This window comes from Sorangium sp. So ce385 (assembly GCF_051474135.1).
GTDB lineage: Bacteria > Myxococcota_A > Polyangia > Polyangiales > Polyangiaceae > Sorangium > Sorangium cellulosum_D.
Map to the genome: position 1 here is coordinate 8,662,256 of NZ_CP150337.1, position 19,133 is coordinate 8,681,388.

At 72.2% G+C, this 19,133-nt stretch carries 15 protein-coding genes and 1 pseudogene; 7 read left to right on the top strand and 9 right to left on the bottom strand.

The window, feature by feature from the left end:
• Positions 1-444: 444 nt before the first annotated feature.
• Positions 445-576: pseudogene (locus WME83_RS31465) on the top strand (DSD1 family PLP-dependent enzyme); the annotation flags it as partial.
• 13 nt (positions 577-589) lie between these two features.
• Here the strand turns inward: WME83_RS31465 and WME83_RS31470 are convergent.
• Positions 590-1,423: a hypothetical protein gene (locus tag WME83_RS31470; protein ID WP_437313398.1), complete on the bottom strand. Its 834-nt coding sequence runs from the start codon at positions 1,421-1,423 to the stop codon at positions 590-592.
• A gap of 113 nt (positions 1,424-1,536) precedes the next feature.
• Complete coding sequence (locus WME83_RS31475; protein ID WP_437313399.1) at positions 1,537-2,856, bottom strand: flavohemoglobin expression-modulating QEGLA motif protein; 1,320 nt, start codon at positions 2,854-2,856, stop codon at positions 1,537-1,539.
• Between the two features lie 250 nt (positions 2,857-3,106).
• Between WME83_RS31475 and WME83_RS31480 the strand changes: the two genes are divergently transcribed.
• The 4 genes from WME83_RS31480 to WME83_RS31495 all read left to right on the top strand — a co-directional run bounded on the left by WME83_RS31480 (position 3,107) and on the right by WME83_RS31495 (position 6,049).
• The gene (locus tag WME83_RS31480; RefSeq protein WP_437313400.1) at positions 3,107-4,057 is read left to right on the top strand and encodes a sigma-70 family RNA polymerase sigma factor; all 951 of its coding nucleotides are present in this window, start codon (positions 3,107-3,109) and stop codon (positions 4,055-4,057) included.
• 245 nt (positions 4,058-4,302) lie between these two features.
• Entirely contained in the window at positions 4,303-4,794 is a 492-nt protein-coding gene (locus tag WME83_RS31485) for a DoxX family protein (protein ID WP_437313401.1), read from the top strand.
• A gap of 46 nt (positions 4,795-4,840) precedes the next feature.
• Positions 4,841-5,257: a VOC family protein gene (locus WME83_RS31490; RefSeq protein WP_437313402.1), complete on the top strand. Its 417-nt coding sequence runs from the start codon at positions 4,841-4,843 to the stop codon at positions 5,255-5,257.
• A gap of 159 nt (positions 5,258-5,416) precedes the next feature.
• A complete protein-coding gene (locus WME83_RS31495; RefSeq protein ID WP_437313403.1) occupies positions 5,417-6,049 on the top strand; it encodes a glutathione S-transferase family protein in 633 nt (210 codons plus the stop codon).
• A 191-nt stretch (positions 6,050-6,240) separates the two neighbouring features.
• Here the strand turns inward: WME83_RS31495 and WME83_RS31500 are convergent, their stop codons facing one another.
• The gene (locus WME83_RS31500; RefSeq protein WP_437313404.1) at positions 6,241-7,053 is read right to left on the bottom strand and encodes a serine protease; all 813 of its coding nucleotides are present in this window, start codon (positions 7,051-7,053) and stop codon (positions 6,241-6,243) included.
• Between the two features lie 411 nt (positions 7,054-7,464).
• Here WME83_RS31500 and WME83_RS31505 point away from each other — a divergent pair, with 411 nt between their 5' ends.
• Positions 7,465-9,747, top strand: coding sequence for an erythromycin esterase family protein (locus tag WME83_RS31505; protein WP_437313405.1), 2,283 nt, complete (start codon positions 7,465-7,467; stop codon positions 9,745-9,747).
• A 639-nt stretch (positions 9,748-10,386) separates the two neighbouring features.
• Here the strand turns inward: WME83_RS31505 and WME83_RS31510 are convergent.
• Positions 10,387-10,572, bottom strand: a complete 186-nt coding sequence (locus tag WME83_RS31510; RefSeq protein WP_437313406.1) for a hypothetical protein — start codon at positions 10,570-10,572, stop codon at positions 10,387-10,389.
• Between the two features lie 502 nt (positions 10,573-11,074).
• Positions 11,075-11,470, bottom strand: a complete 396-nt coding sequence (locus tag WME83_RS31515; protein WP_437313407.1) for a RidA family protein — start codon at positions 11,468-11,470, stop codon at positions 11,075-11,077.
• 83 nt (positions 11,471-11,553) lie between these two features.
• Between WME83_RS31515 and WME83_RS31520 the strand changes: the two genes are divergently transcribed.
• Entirely contained in the window at positions 11,554-12,477 is a 924-nt protein-coding gene (locus WME83_RS31520) for a LysR family transcriptional regulator (RefSeq protein WP_437313408.1), read from the top strand.
• Between the two features lie 194 nt (positions 12,478-12,671).
• On the opposite strand, the gene WME83_RS31525 is transcribed toward WME83_RS31520, so the two are convergent.
• The 4 genes from WME83_RS31525 to WME83_RS31540 all read right to left on the bottom strand — a co-directional run bounded on the left by WME83_RS31525 (position 12,672) and on the right by WME83_RS31540 (position 19,013).
• Complete coding sequence (locus tag WME83_RS31525) at positions 12,672-13,109, bottom strand: hypothetical protein (RefSeq protein WP_437313409.1); 438 nt, start codon at positions 13,107-13,109, stop codon at positions 12,672-12,674.
• A gap of 301 nt (positions 13,110-13,410) precedes the next feature.
• Positions 13,411-14,028 (bottom strand): hypothetical protein, encoded by a 618-nt coding sequence (locus WME83_RS31530; protein WP_437313410.1) that lies wholly within the window; start codon positions 14,026-14,028, stop codon positions 13,411-13,413.
• 505 nt (positions 14,029-14,533) lie between these two features.
• The gene (locus WME83_RS31535) at positions 14,534-14,890 is read right to left on the bottom strand and encodes an ArsR/SmtB family transcription factor (RefSeq protein WP_437313411.1); all 357 of its coding nucleotides are present in this window, start codon (positions 14,888-14,890) and stop codon (positions 14,534-14,536) included.
• 124 nt (positions 14,891-15,014) lie between these two features.
• Positions 15,015-19,013, bottom strand: a complete 3,999-nt coding sequence (locus WME83_RS31540; protein WP_437313412.1) for an ATP-binding protein — start codon at positions 19,011-19,013, stop codon at positions 15,015-15,017.
• Positions 19,014-19,133 lie beyond the last annotated feature (120 nt).

Genomic DNA, 19,133 nt, shown 5'->3' on the forward strand with positions numbered 1-19,133 from the left:
CTCCGGCTCGTCCGCTCGTCACCCCGCTCCGTCCCAGCGCGCGCACGACGCGAGCTCGCGCGGGGATCCGCGGGTCGCCGTCGTGGCAGCTCATGCGCGACAAGACAGGGGGCGCCGTGCCTACCTGGGCAACAGGCGCTCATCTTCTACCACGGCGAGCACTGCCATGAGTGCTACCGTGAGTAGGCCCCTGAGGGTTCGCGCGACGGAGCGTGGTGTCAGCGAGAGATGCGCATGGTGGACGCGGGCTACGCGTCGAGAGGGACACTAGCACTCGACGTCGGTCTTGCCCAGGAATTTTTGTGGAGGAGGCCTGTCTTCCTGCTGGCTTGCTGGCTTGCCGGCTTCGCGCTTGGCCGCCTGCCGCTGGCTCGCGGCCCTCCCCCAGGCCGCGCACATCGAACATGGATATCGCTGAGCTGGAGACACCGGCGCTCGTGCTCGATCGGCACGCGCACGCCGCTGCGGGTCCTGCCCGACCACGCCTGCGCGACCGCCGCGCAGCACGCGCGGCACCATGTCGTGGCCGGGGGGACGGCGATCGAGGCGGTGCGGGAGCGCTTCGGCGGGTGGTGATCGCGCCCGGCGCTCAGAACGCGACGCGCAGCCCCGCGCTCAGGGGGCCTGCGCCGGGCGACGCAGCCACGGCGCCCGGACCGACGAGGAGCCGCGCGACAGGCGCGCTCGGCGCGTCGTCTCGCCGCACCCGCCGCTTGCCGAACACGTAGAGCGGCAGGCCGACGGCGACCCCGGCCACGCCGCCGAGCGCGGTGGCGATCGCCACCTCGGACGCCTCGGTGCGCGCGGCGCTGCTGTCGTCGTGGCTCGCGAAGACCAGCGCCGCGCCGCCGAGGATGGCGGCGCCGCCCAGGGTCGTGAGGACGAGCCCCGAGATCATCATCACCGGGCTGTTCCACTCCGTCGTCCGCTCCTCGAAGTCGCGGAACGCCGCCCTCGCCGCCGCGAGCTCCAGCTCGATCCGGCGCTGCTCGGCGCGCCGCTCGTCCGCGGAGCCGAGCTCGTGGACGCGGCGGGCCTGGCGCTCCAGCGCCGCGATGCGCGCCTCGTGCGCGGCGGCGGTCGCCTCCCACGTGGCCCCGGGCGGGACCCCCGCCACGGCCGGCGCGACAGGGGGCGCCAGCGCCGGGGTCGAGGCGGGAGGCGCGGGCGGCGCCGCGGCCACGGAGGGCGCGGCCGCCGCAGGAGGCGCCGGCGGCTCCGCGGCCACGGCGGGCGCGGCCGCCGCAGGAGGCGCGGGCGGCTCCACGGCCACGGAGGGCGCGGCCGCCGCAGGAGGCGCGGGCGGCTCCGCGGCCACGGAAAGCGCGGCCGCCGAGGCAGCCAGGCCCAGCGCCCACGCGACGACACGACGGCGCGCCGCAGCCGCGCGCGGACGCGCGAAGCGGAGGTGGGCCTGCTTCATGCGCGCAGCCTCACCCCTCGACAGGGCCGGGTCAAGGCGCGGGAGCCCGAGAGCACGAGACCTCCGCTCCGCAGGAAACAGGCGCGCCGGCGGTCCACGCGGCGGCTCGCCGCTCACCCCTCGCGCGGCCGGCCGCGACGCCGCTTCCCCTCCCCGGCCGGCCGCGCGTCGGCGGCCACGCGGAGCAGCGCCTGGAAGTGCCGCTCCACCGGGCCGAGATCGATGCCGTCCATGAACGACGTGAACGCGAAGTACGGCAGCAGCGTCTGCCAGGCGCGCAGCCAGCCCGGGAGATAGCGAGGCCGCTCCAGCACGCCGGCGGCGCGCAGCTCCGCCAGCACCGCGATGTCGTCGAGCGCGATCCGGCCGCACACGAGCAGCTCCACCTCGTCGCGCAGCCCGCCGCGAAGGACCGCGGCCAGGAAGGCGTAGACCTCGAGCAGCCCGGCCAGGTAGCAGGCGTCCTTGGTGAACGGCGCGCCGCCCTCGACGAGCCCGCCGCGGCACACGCGCTGGGCGTCGAAGTAGGCGTCGCGGCGCTCGGCCCCGCGCTCGCGCAGGTGGCGGTAGAGATCGAGGAAGCTCGCGCCCTGCTCGGCCATGTCCACGAGCCGCACCCGCTCGGCGAGCCGGGTGAGGCGGCCGATGGAGAGCGAGCGGCTGTAGAGCTCGGCGAAGATGGCGAGCCCCTCCTGCGTGCGCGTGGTGCGGGGGCCGCCCGAGCGCAGGAACGCGCACCGCGGCTGCGCCGCGCCGTTGTGCGCGGTGAGCGCGTGCGTCTCGACCTCGTGGTGCCACAGCCCCTCGGCCTCCCAGGCCGCGAAGGTCGCCTCCGGCCGGATGCGGACCCGGCTCATGCCGGCGACCACCTTGGCCGTGACGCGCGGGTCGAGGGTGACCTCGATGTCGAGCCGCGGCGCCCGGCCGGCCACGCGGGCGGCGAGCATGTCCCGGAGCGCGCCGGCGTCGATGGGCTCCTCCTCGGGATCGCTGGCCTCGTCCCAGCCGTGGACGCGCAGGCGCTCGGTGAGGTGCTCGGCGAGATCGATGTTCCTGAGCGGGCCGCCGAAGAACCGCGAGCGCGCGCCGCCGTAGAGCTCCCGCGACCGCGCCGAGAACGCGCGGGTGCCCGCGGCCTCGAGCAGCTCCGCGGCCTGGATCTGCGCGCGGACGTTGTCCCGCAGCCAGTCGAGCGCCGGCGCGTCCCCGTCGATGGACCCGAGGAGCTCGCGCAGCTCGGCGACGCGCCGCGCGAGCCCGTCGCGATCGACGCGGTGCTCGACCTCGGGGAGGCGGTCCTCGCCGGCGGCGAAGAAGCGCTCCTCCACCTCGCGCGGCCAGGCGATGTCCTCGAGCAGCTTGAGGGCCTTGCCCGCCGCCAGGCGGCCGCCGACCCGATCGAGCTGCTCCAGCACGGCGCGGTCGATGGTCATCGATCGCAGGATCGCCGAAGTCGCGAGGCGCGGGAACCGTCATTCCCTCGACGAGGCGACGATTGCCACCCTCTGTCGCTTTTCAGAGCGCTCGTCTGCGGGCTCCGGCGCTCAGGCGCTGTTGCAGGCAGCGAGGGTGTTCCGGGGCTGGCCCGAGAGCGTCCTTTGGCCCACACCCGAGACACGAATGCTCCGCGCCGAGCGCGGTTGGCCGTGGACCCGCCGGAGAGCCGATGATACGGTCCGGCCGATGTCGGAGAGTGTAGCCCAACTCGAAGAGCACCGCGCGGCGCTCACCGGACACTGCTATCGGATGCTGGGTTCGGTGGTCGACGCCGACGACGCCGTCCAGGAGACGATGGTGCGCGCCTGGCGGAGCCTCGATAAGTTCGACGGGCGCTCGTCGCTGCGCACCTGGCTGTACCGCATCGCGACGAACGTCTGCATCGACCTGCGGGCCGACCGCGCGCGCCGGGCGCGCCCCATCGAGGAAGGCCCGGTCGGCACCGTGGACGACGCGCTCGAGACGCGCCCGCGCACCCACTGGCTGGAGCCCGTCCCCGACGCGCACGCCCTGCCGGCGGACATCGACGCCGCGGAGCGGGCGATGCTCCGCCAGAGCATCCGCCTCGCGTTCGTCGCGGCGCTCCAGCACCTGCCGCCGAAGCAGCGCGCCGCGCTGCTGCTCACGGAGGTGCTCGGCTGGTCCGCCGCGGAGGTCGCCGACAGCCTCAACACCTCGGTCGCCGCGATCAACAGCGCGCTCCAGCGCGCGCGGGCGACGCTCGCGAGCCGCGATCTCGGCGACGCGCGCCCCTCGCTGCCGGAGCCGCAGTCCGCGCTGCTCGACCGCTACGTCAACGCCTTCGAGCGGTACGACGTCGACGCGCTCACGGCGCTGCTGCACCAGGACGCGACCCTGTCGATGCCGCCGTTCACCCTGTGGCTCCGCGGCCACGAGTCGATCCGCGCCTGGCTCGTGGGCCCGGGAGCGGGCTGCCGCGGGTCGCGGCTCATCCCGACGGCGGCCAGCGGCTCACCCGCGTTCGCGCAGTACCGCCCGGCGCCGGAGGGCGGCCACCGGGCCTGGGCGCTCATCGTCCTCGACGTCGCGGGGGACCGCATCGTCAGCATGACGTCCTTCCTCGACACCGAGACGCTCTTCCCGCGGTTCGGCCTGCCGCTCGATCTGCCCGCCTAGCCGCGGGCGCCCTGCCCGCCTAGCCGCGGGCGCCCTGCCGGCCTGGCCGCGGGCGCCCTGCCGGCCTGGCCGCGGGCGCCCTGCCGGCCGTAGCCGCGGGCGCCCTGCCGGCCTGGCCGCGGGCGCCCTGCCGGCCGTAGCCGCGGGCGCCCGGCCAGCGACGGAGCGACGATTTTTTTCTGAGCGACCGATGAGTCCTGACGGGGCCGGGGGTCTACGGGGGTGAATCCAACACGGAGGCACCCATGACCGTTACCACCGCCAGCATCGCTCATCGTGACCAGGATCTCGTGACCGGGCCCCAGGCCAAGGCGACGGCCCGCGCCGCGGCGCCCGACGCGGCGCCGTCCAGGCGAGCCGTGTGGGCGGGCCGCGTCCTGAGCGGGCTGGCCACGCTGTTCCTGACGTTCGATGCCGCGGTGAAGGTGCTGAAGCTGTTCCCCGCCGAGGCGTCGACCAGCGAGCTCGGGTTCCCGGCGCACCTCGTCCCCACCCTCGGCTACCTCCAGATCGCCTGCCTCGTGGCCTACCTGATCCCGCGCACCGCGGTGCTCGGCGCGATCCTGTGGACCGGCTACCTGGGCGGCGCGATCGCGATCCACGTGCGGGTCGAGAACCCGCTCTTCAGCCACACGCTCTTCCCCATCTACGTGGCCGCGTTCCTCTGGGCGGGCCTCTGGCTGCGCGACAGCCGCGTGCGCGCGCTGACCGCGAGCCCGTCGTCGCAGGGCCGATGAGCTTCACGTTTCACGAAGGTCCATCCCGGTAAAGGAGAAGCGAGCCATGACCACAAAGAACCCCCGCAAGATCTTCGTCAACCTCTCCGTCCGCGACCTGAAGCGATCGATGGAGTTCTTCAGCAAGCTCGGGTTCGAGTTCAACCCGCAGTTCACGGACGAGAACGCCGCCTGCATGGTCGTCAGCGAGGAGGCCTATGTCATGCTCCTCGCGGAGCCGTTCTTCAAGACGTTCACGAAGAAGGAGATCTGCAGCACGAGCACGCACACCGAAGGGCTCTTCGCGCTCTCGTGCAGCAGCCGGGCCGAGGTCGACGACATGGTGAAGAAGGCGATCGCGGCGGGCGGGTCGCACGCGCTGGATCCGCAGGATCACGGCTTCATGTACGGATGGAGCTTCTACGATGTGGATGGCCACCACTGGGAGGTCGTGTGGATGGATCCCAAGGCGACGCAGCCGTAGCCGGCGGGCCGCGGGCGCGCCGCCTGGAAGAGCCCCCATGAAGGCGGGGAGGTGGGGAGAGCATCGATCGTGCTCCCTGCCTCCCCGCCTCCATGCCCCAGGCCGACCCAGGGCCAGCCCGCCTCTCGAAGCCATGGGTCGCGATCCAGGAGGCCACCGATGATCAAGGTCTACAACTTCGCGCGCGGGGCCAGGGGCCTGCGGGTGATGTGGCAGTGCGAGGAGATGGGTTTGCCCTACGAGGTCGAGATGGTCTCGTATCCGCCGAGCGAGGCCTATCGCGCGCTGCATCCGCTCGGCAACGTGCCGTTCCTCGAGGACGAGGGCGGCGCGGCGATCCACGAGTCCGTCGCGATGATGCTTTACCTGGCGCAGAAGTACGGGCCCACGCCCCTCTTGCCCGACAAGGACGATCCGGCGCTCGCGCGCGTGCTGCAGATGACCGTGTTCGGCGAAGCCGCGATCGGGGCGGGCGTCAACGCCCTGCTGACGGCGCATTTCGGCGCGCCGGAGGCGGACAAGCGCAACTGGTCGGTCGTCACGCACGAGGCGAACGTCGAGCGGGCCCTGCGCTTCACGGCCGGTCTGCTCGGCGACAGGCCGTTTCTCGCCGGGGAGCGCCTCACGCTCGCCGACATCTCGGTGAGCACCGCGATCGGGATCTACCGCGGCGCGCTCGGCAAGGCGCTGCCCGACGAGCTCGCCGCCTACCAGGAGCGGATGGCCGCGCGGCCGGCGCTCGCGCGCGCGCGCGCGAGGTGCCGCGGCCAGGAGAGCCCGCCGCGCGCCTGAGCGCGACGCCATGCGGCGCGCCGCCGGGCGCCGCCGCGCTGGCCGGTCCGACGCGAGATCCCGCGCGACCCGGCGAGGCGCGATGTCCAGGGCAAGATTTCGAACCGCCGAGCGCGCCGAGAAGATGAGGGGATCTTGGCGCGCGCGGCGGTTCATTCGACACGTTGTCTCTCGCGGCCTCGGCCGGAGGGCTAGACGCCGCCGCCCACGATCGAGTTCACCCACGCGTCGAAATAGGGCGCGTTCGTGAACACGGTGTACGAGTCGCAGCTCGGCGAGCCCCAGCTCACGATGCCGATCAGCTTGTGGGGCATCCTGCCTCCCCACTTCATCAGCGGACCGCCGCCATCACCCTTGCAAGCTGAATCCCCTGGACCCCCGGCGCAGATCATCGTCTCGTCGAGCGGCCGCCCGAGCGCCCGAGCGCAGACGTCATTGCTGAGCATTGGCCGGCCGACCGTGTGCCCCCGCGCGTACCTGAGCACGGCGGATGGTCCGCTCGCCGCTGACGTGCTGCCCCAGCCGTAGAAATCCCATGTCATGCTGAGGTTCGGGGGCTCTATCGCGTTTCCTGTCAGCGCGCCGCCGAGGACGACCGGCGAGCTGAGTTGGATCAGCGCGATGTCACTGCTCTTTGTGCTCGGGTTCCAGTTCGGGTGCACCACGATCCGGCCGGCTCGCCGTACCACCTCGGTTCCCTCATTCTTCGTTCGATCATGGTCGCCGAGGGTCACCGTCACGGAGGAGGGCGTCGCGACGAACGCGTCGACGCAGTGGGCGGCCGTGACCACCCACTCCGGTTTCAACAGGGTACCGCCGCACCACACGTCGTTGCCTGACACGCTGAGCCTGGCCATCCACTTGTGTACACTGGCTGGCCACTCGGTGCCATCGACGATCGGGAGCGCCACGTCCCCCGCCTCGTCCACCTCGTCGACGGGCAACGCGCACGAGGCCTGCATCATCGCGATGGGTAACGCCATCAGGAAAACTCGATATTTCATTTCTTCACCTCCACTGGCCGAGAGCGACGCTCGTGGCGCACGATGGTAGAGCGCGGACAGGAGACCAGCCGCAAGAAGAAAATAACTTCGTACGGTGTGGATCGGGTATGTTCCCGTCCCACACGACGAGGCGGCGCGGCCCCACGATGGGACGCCGCAGGCGCGGGCGGGGCCGCGGGCTCCTCTCTCGCCAGCGCCTCCGGAGGATTTTCGAACATGAGCGCTCCACACCTGCGTGCGTCTGGCCATCTGCGTGCGTTGCCCCCGGTCACGGTCGCGGCCGCCCTGACGGCCATCGCCGCGCTCGCCTCTTCGTGCAGCGCGGCGCCATCCGCGCCGCCCGCTCCAGTCGCGCCATCGCCCTCGGCCCTGGCCTCCGCGGCGCCCACCCCGGCCCCCGCCGCTCGCTGCATGATCGACGGCCTCGTGAAGGGCCCGACGGGCGCGCCGGTCGCGGGCGCGCTCGTGGCCGCCGTGCGCGAGGGGGCTCCCACGGAGGCCGCGATCGTACGCTCGGCCGCGGACGGCGCGTTCTGCTTCGAAGGGCTGGCGCCCGGCGACTACGGCCTCACCATCACCTCGGCGGACGCGACCTCGGCGTACGTCGACGTGTTCGCCGCGGACGGCGCGAGCAAGGGCCACGCGATCGACGTGCGCCTCGGCGGCGGCGGCTTCACGCTGCGCGGGCGGCTCACCGATCAACGCGGGAACGCCGCCGGCAAGCGCGTCGTGCGGCTCGCGCGGCTCAGCAACTTCGCCGCCGACCTGTTCGTCACCGAGAGCGCGGCCGACGGCAGCTACGCCGTCAAGCTCCCGCCCGCGACGTACCATCTCGAGGTCGCCGCCGACGCGTTGGTCGCCCGGACGGGCAGCGTGCAGCTCGATCGCGACAGGACCGCCGACCTGGTCCTCACCCCCCAGAACCCCCGCGACCGCCCGCCGCCCGAGGAGGTCGTCGCGTGGCTCCAGCAGAAGGCGATCCCGATCGCGACGCCCGAGGCGGGCCACGGCTTCGCCGACCTCGAGCCGCTCCGCGCGATCGTCGGGGACGCGCGCGTCGTGGCGCTCGGCGAGGCGACGCACGGCACGCGCGAGTTCTTCCAGGTGAAGCACCGCATGCTCGAATTTCTGGTCGAGCAGATGGGCTTCCGCGCGTTCGCGATCGAGGCCAACTTCCCCGAGGCGCTCGTCGTCGACGAGTACGTGCGCACCGGCAAGGGCGATCCGTACGCGGCCGTCTCCGCGATGCGCTTCTGGACGTGGGAAACCGAGGAGGTGGTCGAGATGGTGCGGTGGATGCGCCGCTACAACGAGGACAAGGCGCACAAGGAGAAGCTGCGCTTCTTCGGCTTCGACATGCAGTTCCCCGCCGCGAGCGCCCAGGCCGTGGCGGACGCCCTCGGCGCGATCGACAAGGAGCTGTGGAGCGAGGTCGCGGCGGCGCTGGAGCCGATCGACGACGACTTCAGCGCCGCGCGGTTCGACGAGATCCCCGCCGCGGAGCAGGAGGCCGCCGCGGCCGCGGCCGCGAAGGTCGCGCAGCGCTTCGACGAGCCGCGCGACGCCGACGTGAAGAAGCTCGGCGAGGAGCGGTTCTCGCTCGCGCGCATCCACGCGCACGTGCTGGCCGACTTCGGCGAGATGTCGCGAAAGCGCGCCTCCGCTTCCTCCGTGCGCGATCGGGCGATGGGGGCGAACGCGCTGCGCCTGATGGATATGCTCGGGCCGAAGAGCAAGATGGTGGTCTGGGCGCACAACGGCCACGTCCAGAGGCGCCCGGGCCCGATGCCGATGTCGATGGGCCGCGTCCTCGCGGACAGGCTCGGCAAGGATCTCGTCGTCTTCGGCTTCGCCTTCGATCGCGGCTCGTTCCAGGCGCTGCAGCTGGACAAGGAGCCGCGGGGCCTGCGCGATTTCACGGTCGGCGCGGCGCCGCCGGGCAGCCTCGACGGAGCGCTCGCCCGCGCCGGCGTGCCGGCGTTCGCGCTCGATCTTCGCGCCGCGACCGGCCCCGCGGCCACATGGCTGCACACCCCGACGACCTCGCGCACGATCGGCTCCGTCTTCAGCACCGACGACCAGGAGCCCTTCAAGGTCGAGCCGCCGGCCGAGATGTTCGACGCACTCTTCTTCTTCTCGCAGACCACCGCGGCTCGCTCGACCCCGAACGGCAAGCGCCCTCGCAAGGATCGATCGTCGAGGCCCGCGCTCGCCAACGGCGGCTTCGAGGAGGGGACCGCGGGCGCGGCGCCGCTCGAGTGGCAGGTCGACGCTTCCCCTCGCAACCTCGTCTACCGCGCGAAGCTCGTCACGGACCGGCCCGCGGGCGGCAAGCTCGCGGTGCAGATCGATCGCGCGCCCACGCCCGTGCCGGCGCCGTTCGGCGCGGGCTCGTTCATGGAGCGCATCGACGCCCGGCCGCTGCGAGGCAAGCGGGTGCGCTTCTCCGCGAAAACGAGGCTCGAGGGCAAGGGCGTCGGCGACGAGGCGTTCGTGGCCATCATCGCGGACGGCGGCGCGAAGCGGCGCACGTCCTCGAAGCAGGTGAGCGCCTCGAAGGCGTGGCGCGAGACGGCGGTCGAGGTCGACGTCGCGCCGGACGTCGAGTCCCTCGCGGTCGGTATGGTCGTGACCGGCACGGCGAAGGCGACGGTCGACGACGCCGCGTTCTCGGTGGTCACTCCCTCGCAATGAAGAGCGGCGGATCGGCAGCCTGACGGGCGCGTTTCAATGGACCTCGAGCGTCGCGCCCGCGTCGTCGACGAGCGAGCCCCGGCGATGCGTCGAGAGGGCCATGCTTCAATGAGCCCTCAACGGCTCGCGCGCGTCCGGGCCGGCGCGGCGCCGGGTGCGCGGCGCCGCCGGGTGCGCGGCGCCGCCGGGAGGCGCGGCGCCGCCGGGAGGCGCGGCCGGCCTGGCCGGATCCCCACCTCGAGGTTGACCACTCGTATGCTTTTCTTGAATACCGCGTAAGGGGTCTCTGGATGGGCGAGCACCGTCGGCTCCACCAGACGAGACGCGGCGGCGCAGGGCGTCCCGTTGAGCCACACCGGAGCCACCCTCGGCGCCGAAACAGGCGGAAGCCATCGAAATCTCTACTGTTTTCGGCGACCGCTCGTCATCGACCGGTTTCTCTGGCGGGACTGTTCGGTGGTGGCGAACCGTCGCGAGCCGTCGCTTCCGCGAGGATTTCGGGAGAGCGTGGCGACGGATCGCACCCGTTCGGAGGGCGTGGATCCAACCCGGGCCCAGCGGCCAAGCCGCGGGCTTGGGGAGCTCACCGTGACCGATCCGTCGCGTCGGGCTGCGGTATTCGCCTCGCTCGCCAGCACCCTATGCCGCGCCGTCGCCCTCGAGGATGAGGTGGCGGCCCGGATCGTTCACGAGGCGCTCGGTCGGCTGCTCGGGCTGCCGGTGGCACCGGAGGGGTGAGCAAGCTTGGGCGATCGATGTCCTCGAGTCCCCAATTTGCAAGGGGCGGATGAAGCTCGTCGCCATGATGACCGAGCCAAGGAACATCGCCCGCTTCCTCTCCGCGCTCGGCGAGCCGACCGATGTTTGAGCACGCTCTCCCAGCGTCCACGTGGCGGCCACCGTACTCGAAAAGCACCGTTCTGCGCCGCAAGGCGCTCGGTGACGCCGCATAGCGTCTCGCGACACGCCTCCCGGGCCAGACCAACGCCCGGACGGACACGTGTGCCCACGGCACGCCGATGCGCCCCGTAGCGCGCTCGGCGCCACCCGGACCACGCTCTTTCGACCCAGGACCGAGCCATCACGACGCTCGCGGTCTCACCCTTTCGGTTTGCTGCGATACACTTCCTCGCGCTGCGCTCCGGCTTGATTTGCCTACGCGCCCTCGCGCTGCGCTCCGGCTTGGCGAGCGCTGAAGGCCAGACGGATTCTATCTCAGGCGGCGACGTGCGAGACACGATTCTATCGCGAGCGTCGCGCAGCCGCGTAGCGAGCGCGCTCCTCGTCGCCGATGTTCGCTTCGTCGGGCGCGGCCGGAGCGGACGGCCTACGGCAAGAGCGCCGTGCACTTGATCTCGGCGATCAATCCTGGCATCGCGAGCGCGGCGACACCGAGCGCCGTCCACGCCGGGTAGCGGTCGGAGTTCGTGACGTAGCGATCACGCACTTGGATGAACAGCGGCAAGTCGCGCATGTCCGTGTGGTAGCTCACCATGTCGACCACGTCGTCCATCGTGGCGCCGGCAGCGGCCAGCACCTTCTTCACGTTCTCGAAGGCTTGCGTGAACTGGGCCTCCTTGCCCTCGATGACGTTCAGGTCTTGGTCGCGACCGACCTGGCCTGCGATGAAGAGAAGATTTCCGGCTCTCACGCCGGGGGAGTAGCGGAACTTTTCATGGAGATTCTGCATCTCTCGCGGGACGACGGACGATCGATTCTGCATGGCTTGCTCCTCGTTGGCTCGTCGACTTCTTCGCGCGTGCTTGTCGATTCGTCCAATCGATTGCTAGAATCGGGATCATTCGTATGGTCAATCTCGCGTTGGTCGACCTCAATCTCCTCGTGGCCCTCGACGCGTTGCTCGCCGAAGCTCACGTCGGCCGCGCGGCTCGCCGGATCGGACGCTCGCAGCCCGCGGTCAGCCATTCGCTCGGGCGGCTGCGCGAGCTGTTCGGCGACGCGCTGCTCGTCCGCATCGGATCGAGGATGGAGCTGACGCCTCGCGCCCTTCGCCTTCGCGAGTCGTTGCCCGATGCGCTCGAGCGCGTTCGGAGCCTCCTCGCGGTCGAGTCGTTCGTGCCGGCGACGAGCTCGCGGCGATTCCAGGTCGTGATCCACGACCACCTCGCGGATCTGGTCGTGCCCGCCATCGTGCGGCGGATGAGCAGCGAGGCGCCGCGTGCTCGGCTCGAAGTGTTGCCGTGGGAGAGTCCGTTCGCGATGACGCCCGAACGCCTACGCTCGCTCGATCTGTTCACCTCGTGCGAGGCGGTCGATCTCCAGGGCTTCGATCGCCGTCCGCTCTTCACCGATCGCGACGTGGTGGTCGTCCGCGGCGATCACCCGCTCGTCACGCGGATCGGGAAACGGCGCACGTTCGCCGAGGCACGCCACATCGCCGTGACGCGAGATCCGCTCGATGCCTGGCTGATGAAGGAAGGCGTCGAGCGCCGGATTGGATTGACCGTACCGAGCTATTTGCAAGCCCTTCACGCGGCGGCGGCCAGCGATCTCGTCGCGTTCGTCCCGCGACGTCTCGCGGAGGCCTTGGCTGCGCCGTTGTCGCTCGCGATCGTGAAGCCGCCGCTCGATCCGGGGCCGTATCAGGAATTCTTGTTCTATCCGCGGCATCGCGACGGTGATGGGGCCGCCCGATGGTTGCGCGATATCGTCCACGCGATCGGACGCGACGTCGACAAGCGCGGCACGCGAGCGGCGGGGCCTCGTTGATCGAACGGCGGTCTCTCGCCGGTCCCTTCGTCCGCGAGACTCACAACTCGTCGGATTGGCGAAGGTCGAGGACCACGCCGGGTGCTGCTCCAGAAAGCCGGCGATGAATGAGGCTCGGTGCATCTGTCCGAAGAGGAGGAAGATGCGCCGACACGCAGCCGCGCGCGGCTGCCTCCTCGAGGCTGGCGATGGCCTCACGGATCGACGAGGCTTCGCATCCGCGGGGTCGCGGTGTGCGTCGGATAGCGCTCGACGAACAGCGCCGCGTGCGCCCGCGCCTCGTCGGGGCGACCGCTCCGCCGGAGCGCGTCGTTCAGGATCGCTTCGCGCTCCGGATACAGCATGCCGCGCGGAAACTCGGCGTGGCCCGCGCGCGCGAGCTCGACGGCGGCCGCGGCGTCGGTAACGGCGACGCGACGGAGCTCGACGAGGTGCGTGACCTCGCGCTCGCTCACGCCGCGGGTCGGGCCCGGCGACGGCGTCGTGGCGTGCGCCACGGGGCGGGGCGGGGCGGTGGCGCCGGGGCGCGCCACCGGCAACGCGTCGACGGACACCGCCGACGCGCCGTCGCTACGCGGCGCTTCGGGAGGTGGGATCGTCGGGTCGACCGGCGCGTCCACGTGGAAAAGCACCGTTCTGCGCCGCAAGGCGCTCGGTGACGCCGCATAGCGTCTCGCGACGCGCCTCCCGTGCCAGACCAACGCCCGGAGGGACACCTGTGCCCACGGCACGCCGATGCGCCCCGTAGCGCGCTCGGCGCCGCCCGGACCACGCTCTTTCGACCCAGGACCGAGCCATCACGACGCTCGCGGTCCCACCCTTTCTGTTTGCTGCGATACACTTCCTCGCGCTGCGCTCCGGCTTGATTTGCCTACGCGCTCGGCGCCCTCGTCGAGGCGGAGCGCGCCTCGATCTGGATCGACGGCGTTGACATCAGTACATGATGCCTCCAGCGTCGCGCGATCTGATCCTCCAGGTCCGCTCGACGATCTTCACAGAGCCGCCGAACTTGGCCACGTCCGCTCGGACTTCTGCCTTGAACTTCTCGTCGTCGCGCTCACCCCGGATGTCTTTCGTGGCGTGGAGCTCGCGCCCATCGACCCAGAAGCAGCACGGCCCAAAGTATCCGGGGCCATTCAGGTCGATGGTGAGGCGCCTCTGGGAGGGCAACTCGTCGACGCTGACCGTGCACCCGCTGTTCGCTGCCTGAGGAGTCCCCTCGTTTTTCGGCGGGCTCTCCGGGTTGTTTTGAAGGATCTGGTCCCCGGACCCGGCAGGACCGGGGCTCAACGGCGGGAGTGCGCGGCGAGGATCCAGGGGATGCCACAGGTTCGCTGCCGGCGCGCGCACGCAACCGATCCGGAGCAGCCGATCGAGCATCACATCCAGCGCGACGGGCTCTATGGCCACCTCGCCGTCGTAGATATACCGCTCCTCGAGCCCTCCGGGCGGTTCATTCGCCTCCGCGCCGTTCACCCCCGCACCGGGGGACGCGGCGCCGCATCCGGTGAGCAAGGCGGCAAGAATGATGCAGATCGTCCGTTCAAGCATCTCCCTCTCCTTGGTGAGGCCAGGCAGGAACGCGGATGCCTCGTTGCACCTTACACGTCGGCGCCCGGGACCCCAGTCGCCGAGCCCGACCTGCACCAGCGCCCCGGCGCACCCTCCTCCGTCCTGGAACCAGGGAAGCGTCTGCCCCAGGCGCCGCCCCTGGCTGCGCTCGGGACCACGCAGCTTGACGCCAGTCGTTGGACCGGCAGAGCGCGGGGACGCAGGCACGAGCCCGAAACAGGCGGCAGCGCATCGAAGCGCCCGGAAACGGGGCGGCGAGCGAAGGAGAATCCCTCGGCGCGGCGCCGCCGGGCCAGGCGCCGACCCCGATCGATGACGCCGCGGGCCCTTCACCGTCGGCGGCGCAATGGCGGAGGGTGCCCCGTTGGGCCACACCGGAGTCGCCCTCGGCGGCGAAACAGGCGGAAGCTATCAAAATTGCTACTGTTTTCGGCGACTACTCGTCATCGACCGGTTTCTCTGGCGGGGTTTCTGACGCCCGGAGCTAACGCTTCGGGCGCTCCCCCTTGCTCTCTCGTTCCTTCAGCTCCTCCAGCAGGTCGTCGAGGCGCTCGTAGCTGCCCTCCCAGAAGCGCTTGTAGTTGTCGAGCCAGCCGCTGGCGTCCGCGAGCGGCTTGGCCTCGATCCGGCAAGGCCTCCGCTGCGCGTCGCGGCCGCGCGAGATCAGGCCCGCGCGCTCCAGCACCTTGAGGTGCTTGGAGATCGCGGGCTGGCTCATCGCGAACGGCTTCGCCAGCTCGTTCACCGACGCCTCGCCGGACGCGAGGCGCGCGAGGATCGCTCGCCGTGTCGGATCGGCGAGCGCAGCGAACGTTGCGTCGAGGCGCTCGGACGGGGTCATTTCATAACTCCTTGGTATAGAAACCAATTAGTTATACAACCCAGGGCCCGGACGGTCAAGCCCCAGGCGATGGCGGCTCGGCCGGGAGGCTCCGCTCGCGTCTCACGTCACGTACGCCGCGCGGCTACGTGCGCGGCGCGGTGAGCACGCCCTGCAGCGTGGCGCCGCCCACGGGCTTGATCAGGTGAAGATCGAAGCCGGCCCGCCTGGACCTGGCCTGATCGTCGGGCCCGCCGTAGCCCGAGAGCGCCACCAGGTAGAGCGCTTCGCCGCCCGGCGCGGCCCGCGCCCGCCGGGCGACCTCGTAACCGTCGATGCCGGGCAGGCCGATGTCCACGAAGGCCACCTCGGGGCGCAGCTCCAGCAGCTTCGTCACGCCCTCCAGCCCATCCACCGCCACCGTCACCTCGTGCCCCAGCGCCTCGATGTACGCCCGCATCACCCGGCGCACGTCCTCCGCGTCCTCCACGACGAGCACCCGGCGCCGGTCGGCCGCCGCGTCCGGCGCCTCGGCGCGCTGCCCCGGATGCGGCGGCGGCCCCTCGCGCGGCGCTGGCGGCGGCCCCTCGCGCGGCGCTGGCGGCGGCCCCTCGCGCGGCGCTGGCGGCGGCCCCTCGCGCGGCGCCGGCGGCGGCCCCTCGCGCGGCGCTGGCGGCGGCCCCTCGCGCGGCGCGAGCGGCCCGGCGCTCGGCGCAGGCTGCGGCGCCGCGCCCGGACCGAGCGGCAGGCGCACGGTGAACTCGCTGCCCTCGCCCGGCCCGGCGCTCGCCGCGACGACGCTGCCGCCGTGCAGCTCCAAGAGCCGCCGCACCAGCGTGAGCCCGAGCCCCAGCCCGCCCGTGCGCCGGTCGATGGTCTGGTCGACCTGCGTGAACAGATCGAACACCTTCTCGAGCATCGCCGCCGGGATGCCGCGGCCCGTGTCGCGCACCCGCAGCACGGCGGCCTCGGGCGCGCCGCCCGCCGCCTCGCGCGTGAGGCGCACCGAGATCGAGCCCCCCGGCGGGGTGTACTTCGCCGCGTTGGTCAGGAGGTTCGTCACCACCTGCTCCAGCCGCGTCGCGTCGGCCCGCATGACGAAGCCCCCGGGCCCCACCGACACCGAGAGCGCGTGGTGCCGGGCCTCGAGGGCCGGCCTCACCGCGGCGGCGGCGTCCTGCACCACGGCCGCGAGATCGACGTCCCCGAGGCGCAGCTCCACCGTGCCCCGCGTGATGCGCGACACGTCGAGCAGATCGTCGACCAGCCGCACCAGGTGGCCCATCTGCCGCCGCGCGATCTCCCGGAAGCGCGCCGACGTGGGCCCGTCGCCGTCCACGTCGTCGAGCAGCGTCAGCGACAGGCTGATCGAGGCCATCGGGTTCCGGAGCTCGTGCGCGAGCATCGCGAGGAACTCGTCCTTGCGCTGATCGGCGAGCTTGAGCGCCTCGACGAGCGCCTCCACGCCCCGCCGGGCGCGCACCTGGTCGGTCACGTCGAACGCGAAGACGAAGACGCCCTCGACCGCGCCGTCGCGATCGCGCATCGGCTGGTAGACGAAGTTGAAGAAGACCTCCTCCGTCGTGCCGTCGCCCCGGCGGTCGAGCCGCACGGGGAGCTCCTTGCCGACGATGGGCTCGCCGGTGCGGACCACGGCGTCGAGGAGCTCCCAGATGCCCTGTCCGTCGAGCTCGGGCAGGGCGGCCCGGATGGGCTCGCCCACGAGCGCGCGACCGCCGACGAGCCGCTGGTAGAGCGGGTTGACCACCTCGAAGACGTGCTCCGGCCCGCGGAGGATGGCGATGGGCCCCGGAGCTTGCATGAAGAGGTCGTTCAGGTACTGGCGTTGCCCCTCGGCCTCGCGCCGGCGGCGCGCGAGCTCCACGTGGACGCGCACCCGCGCGAGGAGCTCCTTCGCGGAGAACGGCTTCACGAGGAAGTCGTCGGCGCCGGCCTCGAGGCTGTCGACGCGCGCCTCCTCGCCCGCGCGCGCGGAGAGCATCACCACGGCCACGCCGCGGGTGCGCTCGTCGGCGCGCAGCGCCCTGAGCAGGCCGAAGCCGTCGAGCCGCGGCATCATCACGTCGGTGAGCACGAGGTCCGGGGGGTGGGCGCGGGCGCGCTCCAGGGCGGCTTGGCCGTCGGCCACGGCCTCCACCGTCCACCCCTGCGCCGCGAGCAGCCGCAGCGCGTACTCGCGCATGTCCGCGTTGTCGTCGGCCACGAGGATGCGCCCCGGCAGCCTCGGGGCCGGCCCCTCGCCCGCCGGCCGGGACGCCGGCGCCTGCTCGCCGCGGAGCCACTGCGCGGCCTCGTCGAGGAAGGGCGCGGCGTCCCGCCCCCCCGCGGCCGGCGACGGGGCCCGAGCGACGCGGTCCTCGGGCAGGTGCGCCTTGCCGAGCGGGATGGACACCGTGAAGCGGCTGCCCTCACCCACGCGGCTCTCCACGGCCGCGGCGCCGCCGTGGAGCTTCGCCAGCTCCTGCACCAGGGCGAGGCCGATGCCGCTGCCCTCGTAGCTGCGGCCCCTGGCCCCCTCGACGCGGTGGAACCGCTCGAAGACGTGCGGCAGCTCGGCCTCCGGGATGCCGGTGCCGGTGTCCGCGACCGACAGGACGGCCCGCCCGCCGGCCGCCTCCAGCGAGACCCGGACGCCCCCCGTGAAGGTGAACTTGAAGGCGTTCGAGACGAGGTTGAGGACGATCTTCTCCCAGAGCTCCCGGTCGACGTAGGCCGGCTCGGCGAGCGGCGGGCAGTCCACCGTGAGCGAGAGGCCCGCCCGCTCCAGGAGCGAGCGGAACGAGCTCGCCAGGTCCGCGGTGAGGGAGCCGAGATCGGTCGGCTGGTAGCTCGCCTGGATGCGGCCCGCCTCGATGCGCGAGAAGTCGAGCAGCGTGTTGACGAGCCGGAGGAGCCGGAGGCTGTTGCGGTGGACGATCGCGAGGCGCTCGCGCTGGCGGGGAGGCAAAGGCTGCTCGGCGTCCGAGAGGCCGTCCTCCACGGGCCCGAGGATCAGCGTCAGCGGCGTCCGGAACTCGTGGCTGACGTTGCTGAAGAAGACCGTCTTCGCGCGGTCGAGCTCGGCGAGCGCCTCCAGCCGGCGCTGCTCCTCCTCGCTGGCCCGGGCGCTCTGGATCGCCGTCGCGCAGTGGCCGGCCACGAGCCGCAGGAAGGCGCGGTAGTCGTCGTCCAGCACGAGCCGCGGGCTGACGCCGGCGACGAGGAACCCGGCCGCGCGCCCGCCGGCGCCGGCGCGGGGGAGCGGCAGCACCACCGTCCGGCGCGCGGCGTCCGGCCACGGCCCGCCCGGGAGGGGGCCGACACCCGCGGGCAGCTCGGCGAGGTCCACCTCCGCTTCCTCGCGCAGCGCGCGATGCAGCGGCCACACCGCGCCGCCGGCGGCGGCGTCGAGGCTCACCGTCGCCGGCGCGGCGGCGTGGCCCGGGTCGAGCCCGGCGGTCGCCGCGAGGCGGGCGTGCGCGCCGCCCTCGTCGGCGAGGTAGAGGAGCGCGAACGGCAGGTCGCGCCCGGCCTCCGCCACGCTGCCCATCATGACGCGACAGGCATCCTCGACGTTCTTGGCGTCGGCCACCCTCGCCCCGAGCGCCGCGAGGAGCTTCAGCCGGCGCTGCCCGAGGATGTGCCCAGTGCTCTCGGAGCACGCCACGAAGACGCCCGCGACAGCGCCCCTCTCATCCCGGATGGGGCTGTAGCCGTAGTTGAAATAGCACTCTTCCAGGAAGCCGTTCCGATCGAGGATGAGCAGGCCGTCCCGGAGGTACGTGGCCCCTCCGGCGAAGACCTTCTCGATCATCGGCTCGATGACGTCCCAGATCTCCTTCCAGCACGCGCGCCCCGCTTGGCCCATGGCGGCCGGGTGCTTCTTGGAGCCGAGGATGGGGCGGTAGCCGTCGTTGTAGAACTGGATGAGCTCTCGGCCCCACCAGAGGAACATCGGGTGCTCGGACGAGAGCAGGATGGAGAGCGCGGTGCGCAGCGACTGGGGCCAAGCCTCGACGGGGCCGAGCGCCGTCCGCGACCAGTCGATCGAGCGAATCAGCGCCCCCATCTCCCCGCCGCCCGAGAGCGCGGCGCCGGCCGGGTTTAGCCCGATTCCGGCGCTCGCCGCCTCGACCCGGCTCATGCCGGCCTCCGCTCCCCGCTGCGATCGAGGTGGCTCGCGCGCTGTCCCGTCATGGCGACCGTTTGCTTGTACCACACCCCCCACGGCCCGGCCTCCGGCGCCGCTGCGTCGCGCGGTTCC

Coding starts and splice junctions, on each gene's coding strand:
- WME83_RS31470 (WP_437313398.1), bottom strand. CDS start 1,423: ATGAAGCAGGCCCACCTCCGCTTCGCGCGTCCGCGCGCGGCTGCGGCG.
- WME83_RS31475 (WP_437313399.1), bottom strand. CDS start 2,856: ATGACCATCGACCGCGCCGTGCTGGAGCAGCTCGATCGGGTCGGCGGC.
- WME83_RS31480 (WP_437313400.1), top strand. CDS start 3,107: ATGTCGGAGAGTGTAGCCCAACTCGAAGAGCACCGCGCGGCGCTCACC.
- WME83_RS31485 (WP_437313401.1), top strand. CDS start 4,303: ATGACCGTTACCACCGCCAGCATCGCTCATCGTGACCAGGATCTCGTG.
- WME83_RS31490 (WP_437313402.1), top strand. CDS start 4,841: ATGACCACAAAGAACCCCCGCAAGATCTTCGTCAACCTCTCCGTCCGC.
- WME83_RS31495 (WP_437313403.1), top strand. CDS start 5,417: ATGATCAAGGTCTACAACTTCGCGCGCGGGGCCAGGGGCCTGCGGGTG.
- WME83_RS31500 (WP_437313404.1), bottom strand. CDS start 7,053: ATGAAATATCGAGTTTTCCTGATGGCGTTACCCATCGCGATGATGCAG.
- WME83_RS31505 (WP_437313405.1), top strand. CDS start 7,465: ATGATCGACGGCCTCGTGAAGGGCCCGACGGGCGCGCCGGTCGCGGGC.
- WME83_RS31510 (WP_437313406.1), bottom strand. CDS start 10,572: ATGTTCCTTGGCTCGGTCATCATGGCGACGAGCTTCATCCGCCCCTTG.
- WME83_RS31515 (WP_437313407.1), bottom strand. CDS start 11,470: ATGCAGAATCGATCGTCCGTCGTCCCGCGAGAGATGCAGAATCTCCAT.
- WME83_RS31520 (WP_437313408.1), top strand. CDS start 11,554: ATGGTCAATCTCGCGTTGGTCGACCTCAATCTCCTCGTGGCCCTCGAC.
- WME83_RS31530 (WP_437313410.1), bottom strand. CDS start 14,028: ATGCTTGAACGGACGATCTGCATCATTCTTGCCGCCTTGCTCACCGGA.
- WME83_RS31535 (WP_437313411.1), bottom strand. CDS start 14,890: ATGACCCCGTCCGAGCGCCTCGACGCAACGTTCGCTGCGCTCGCCGAT.
- WME83_RS31540 (WP_437313412.1), bottom strand. CDS start 19,013: ATGAGCCGGGTCGAGGCGGCGAGCGCCGGAATCGGGCTAAACCCGGCC.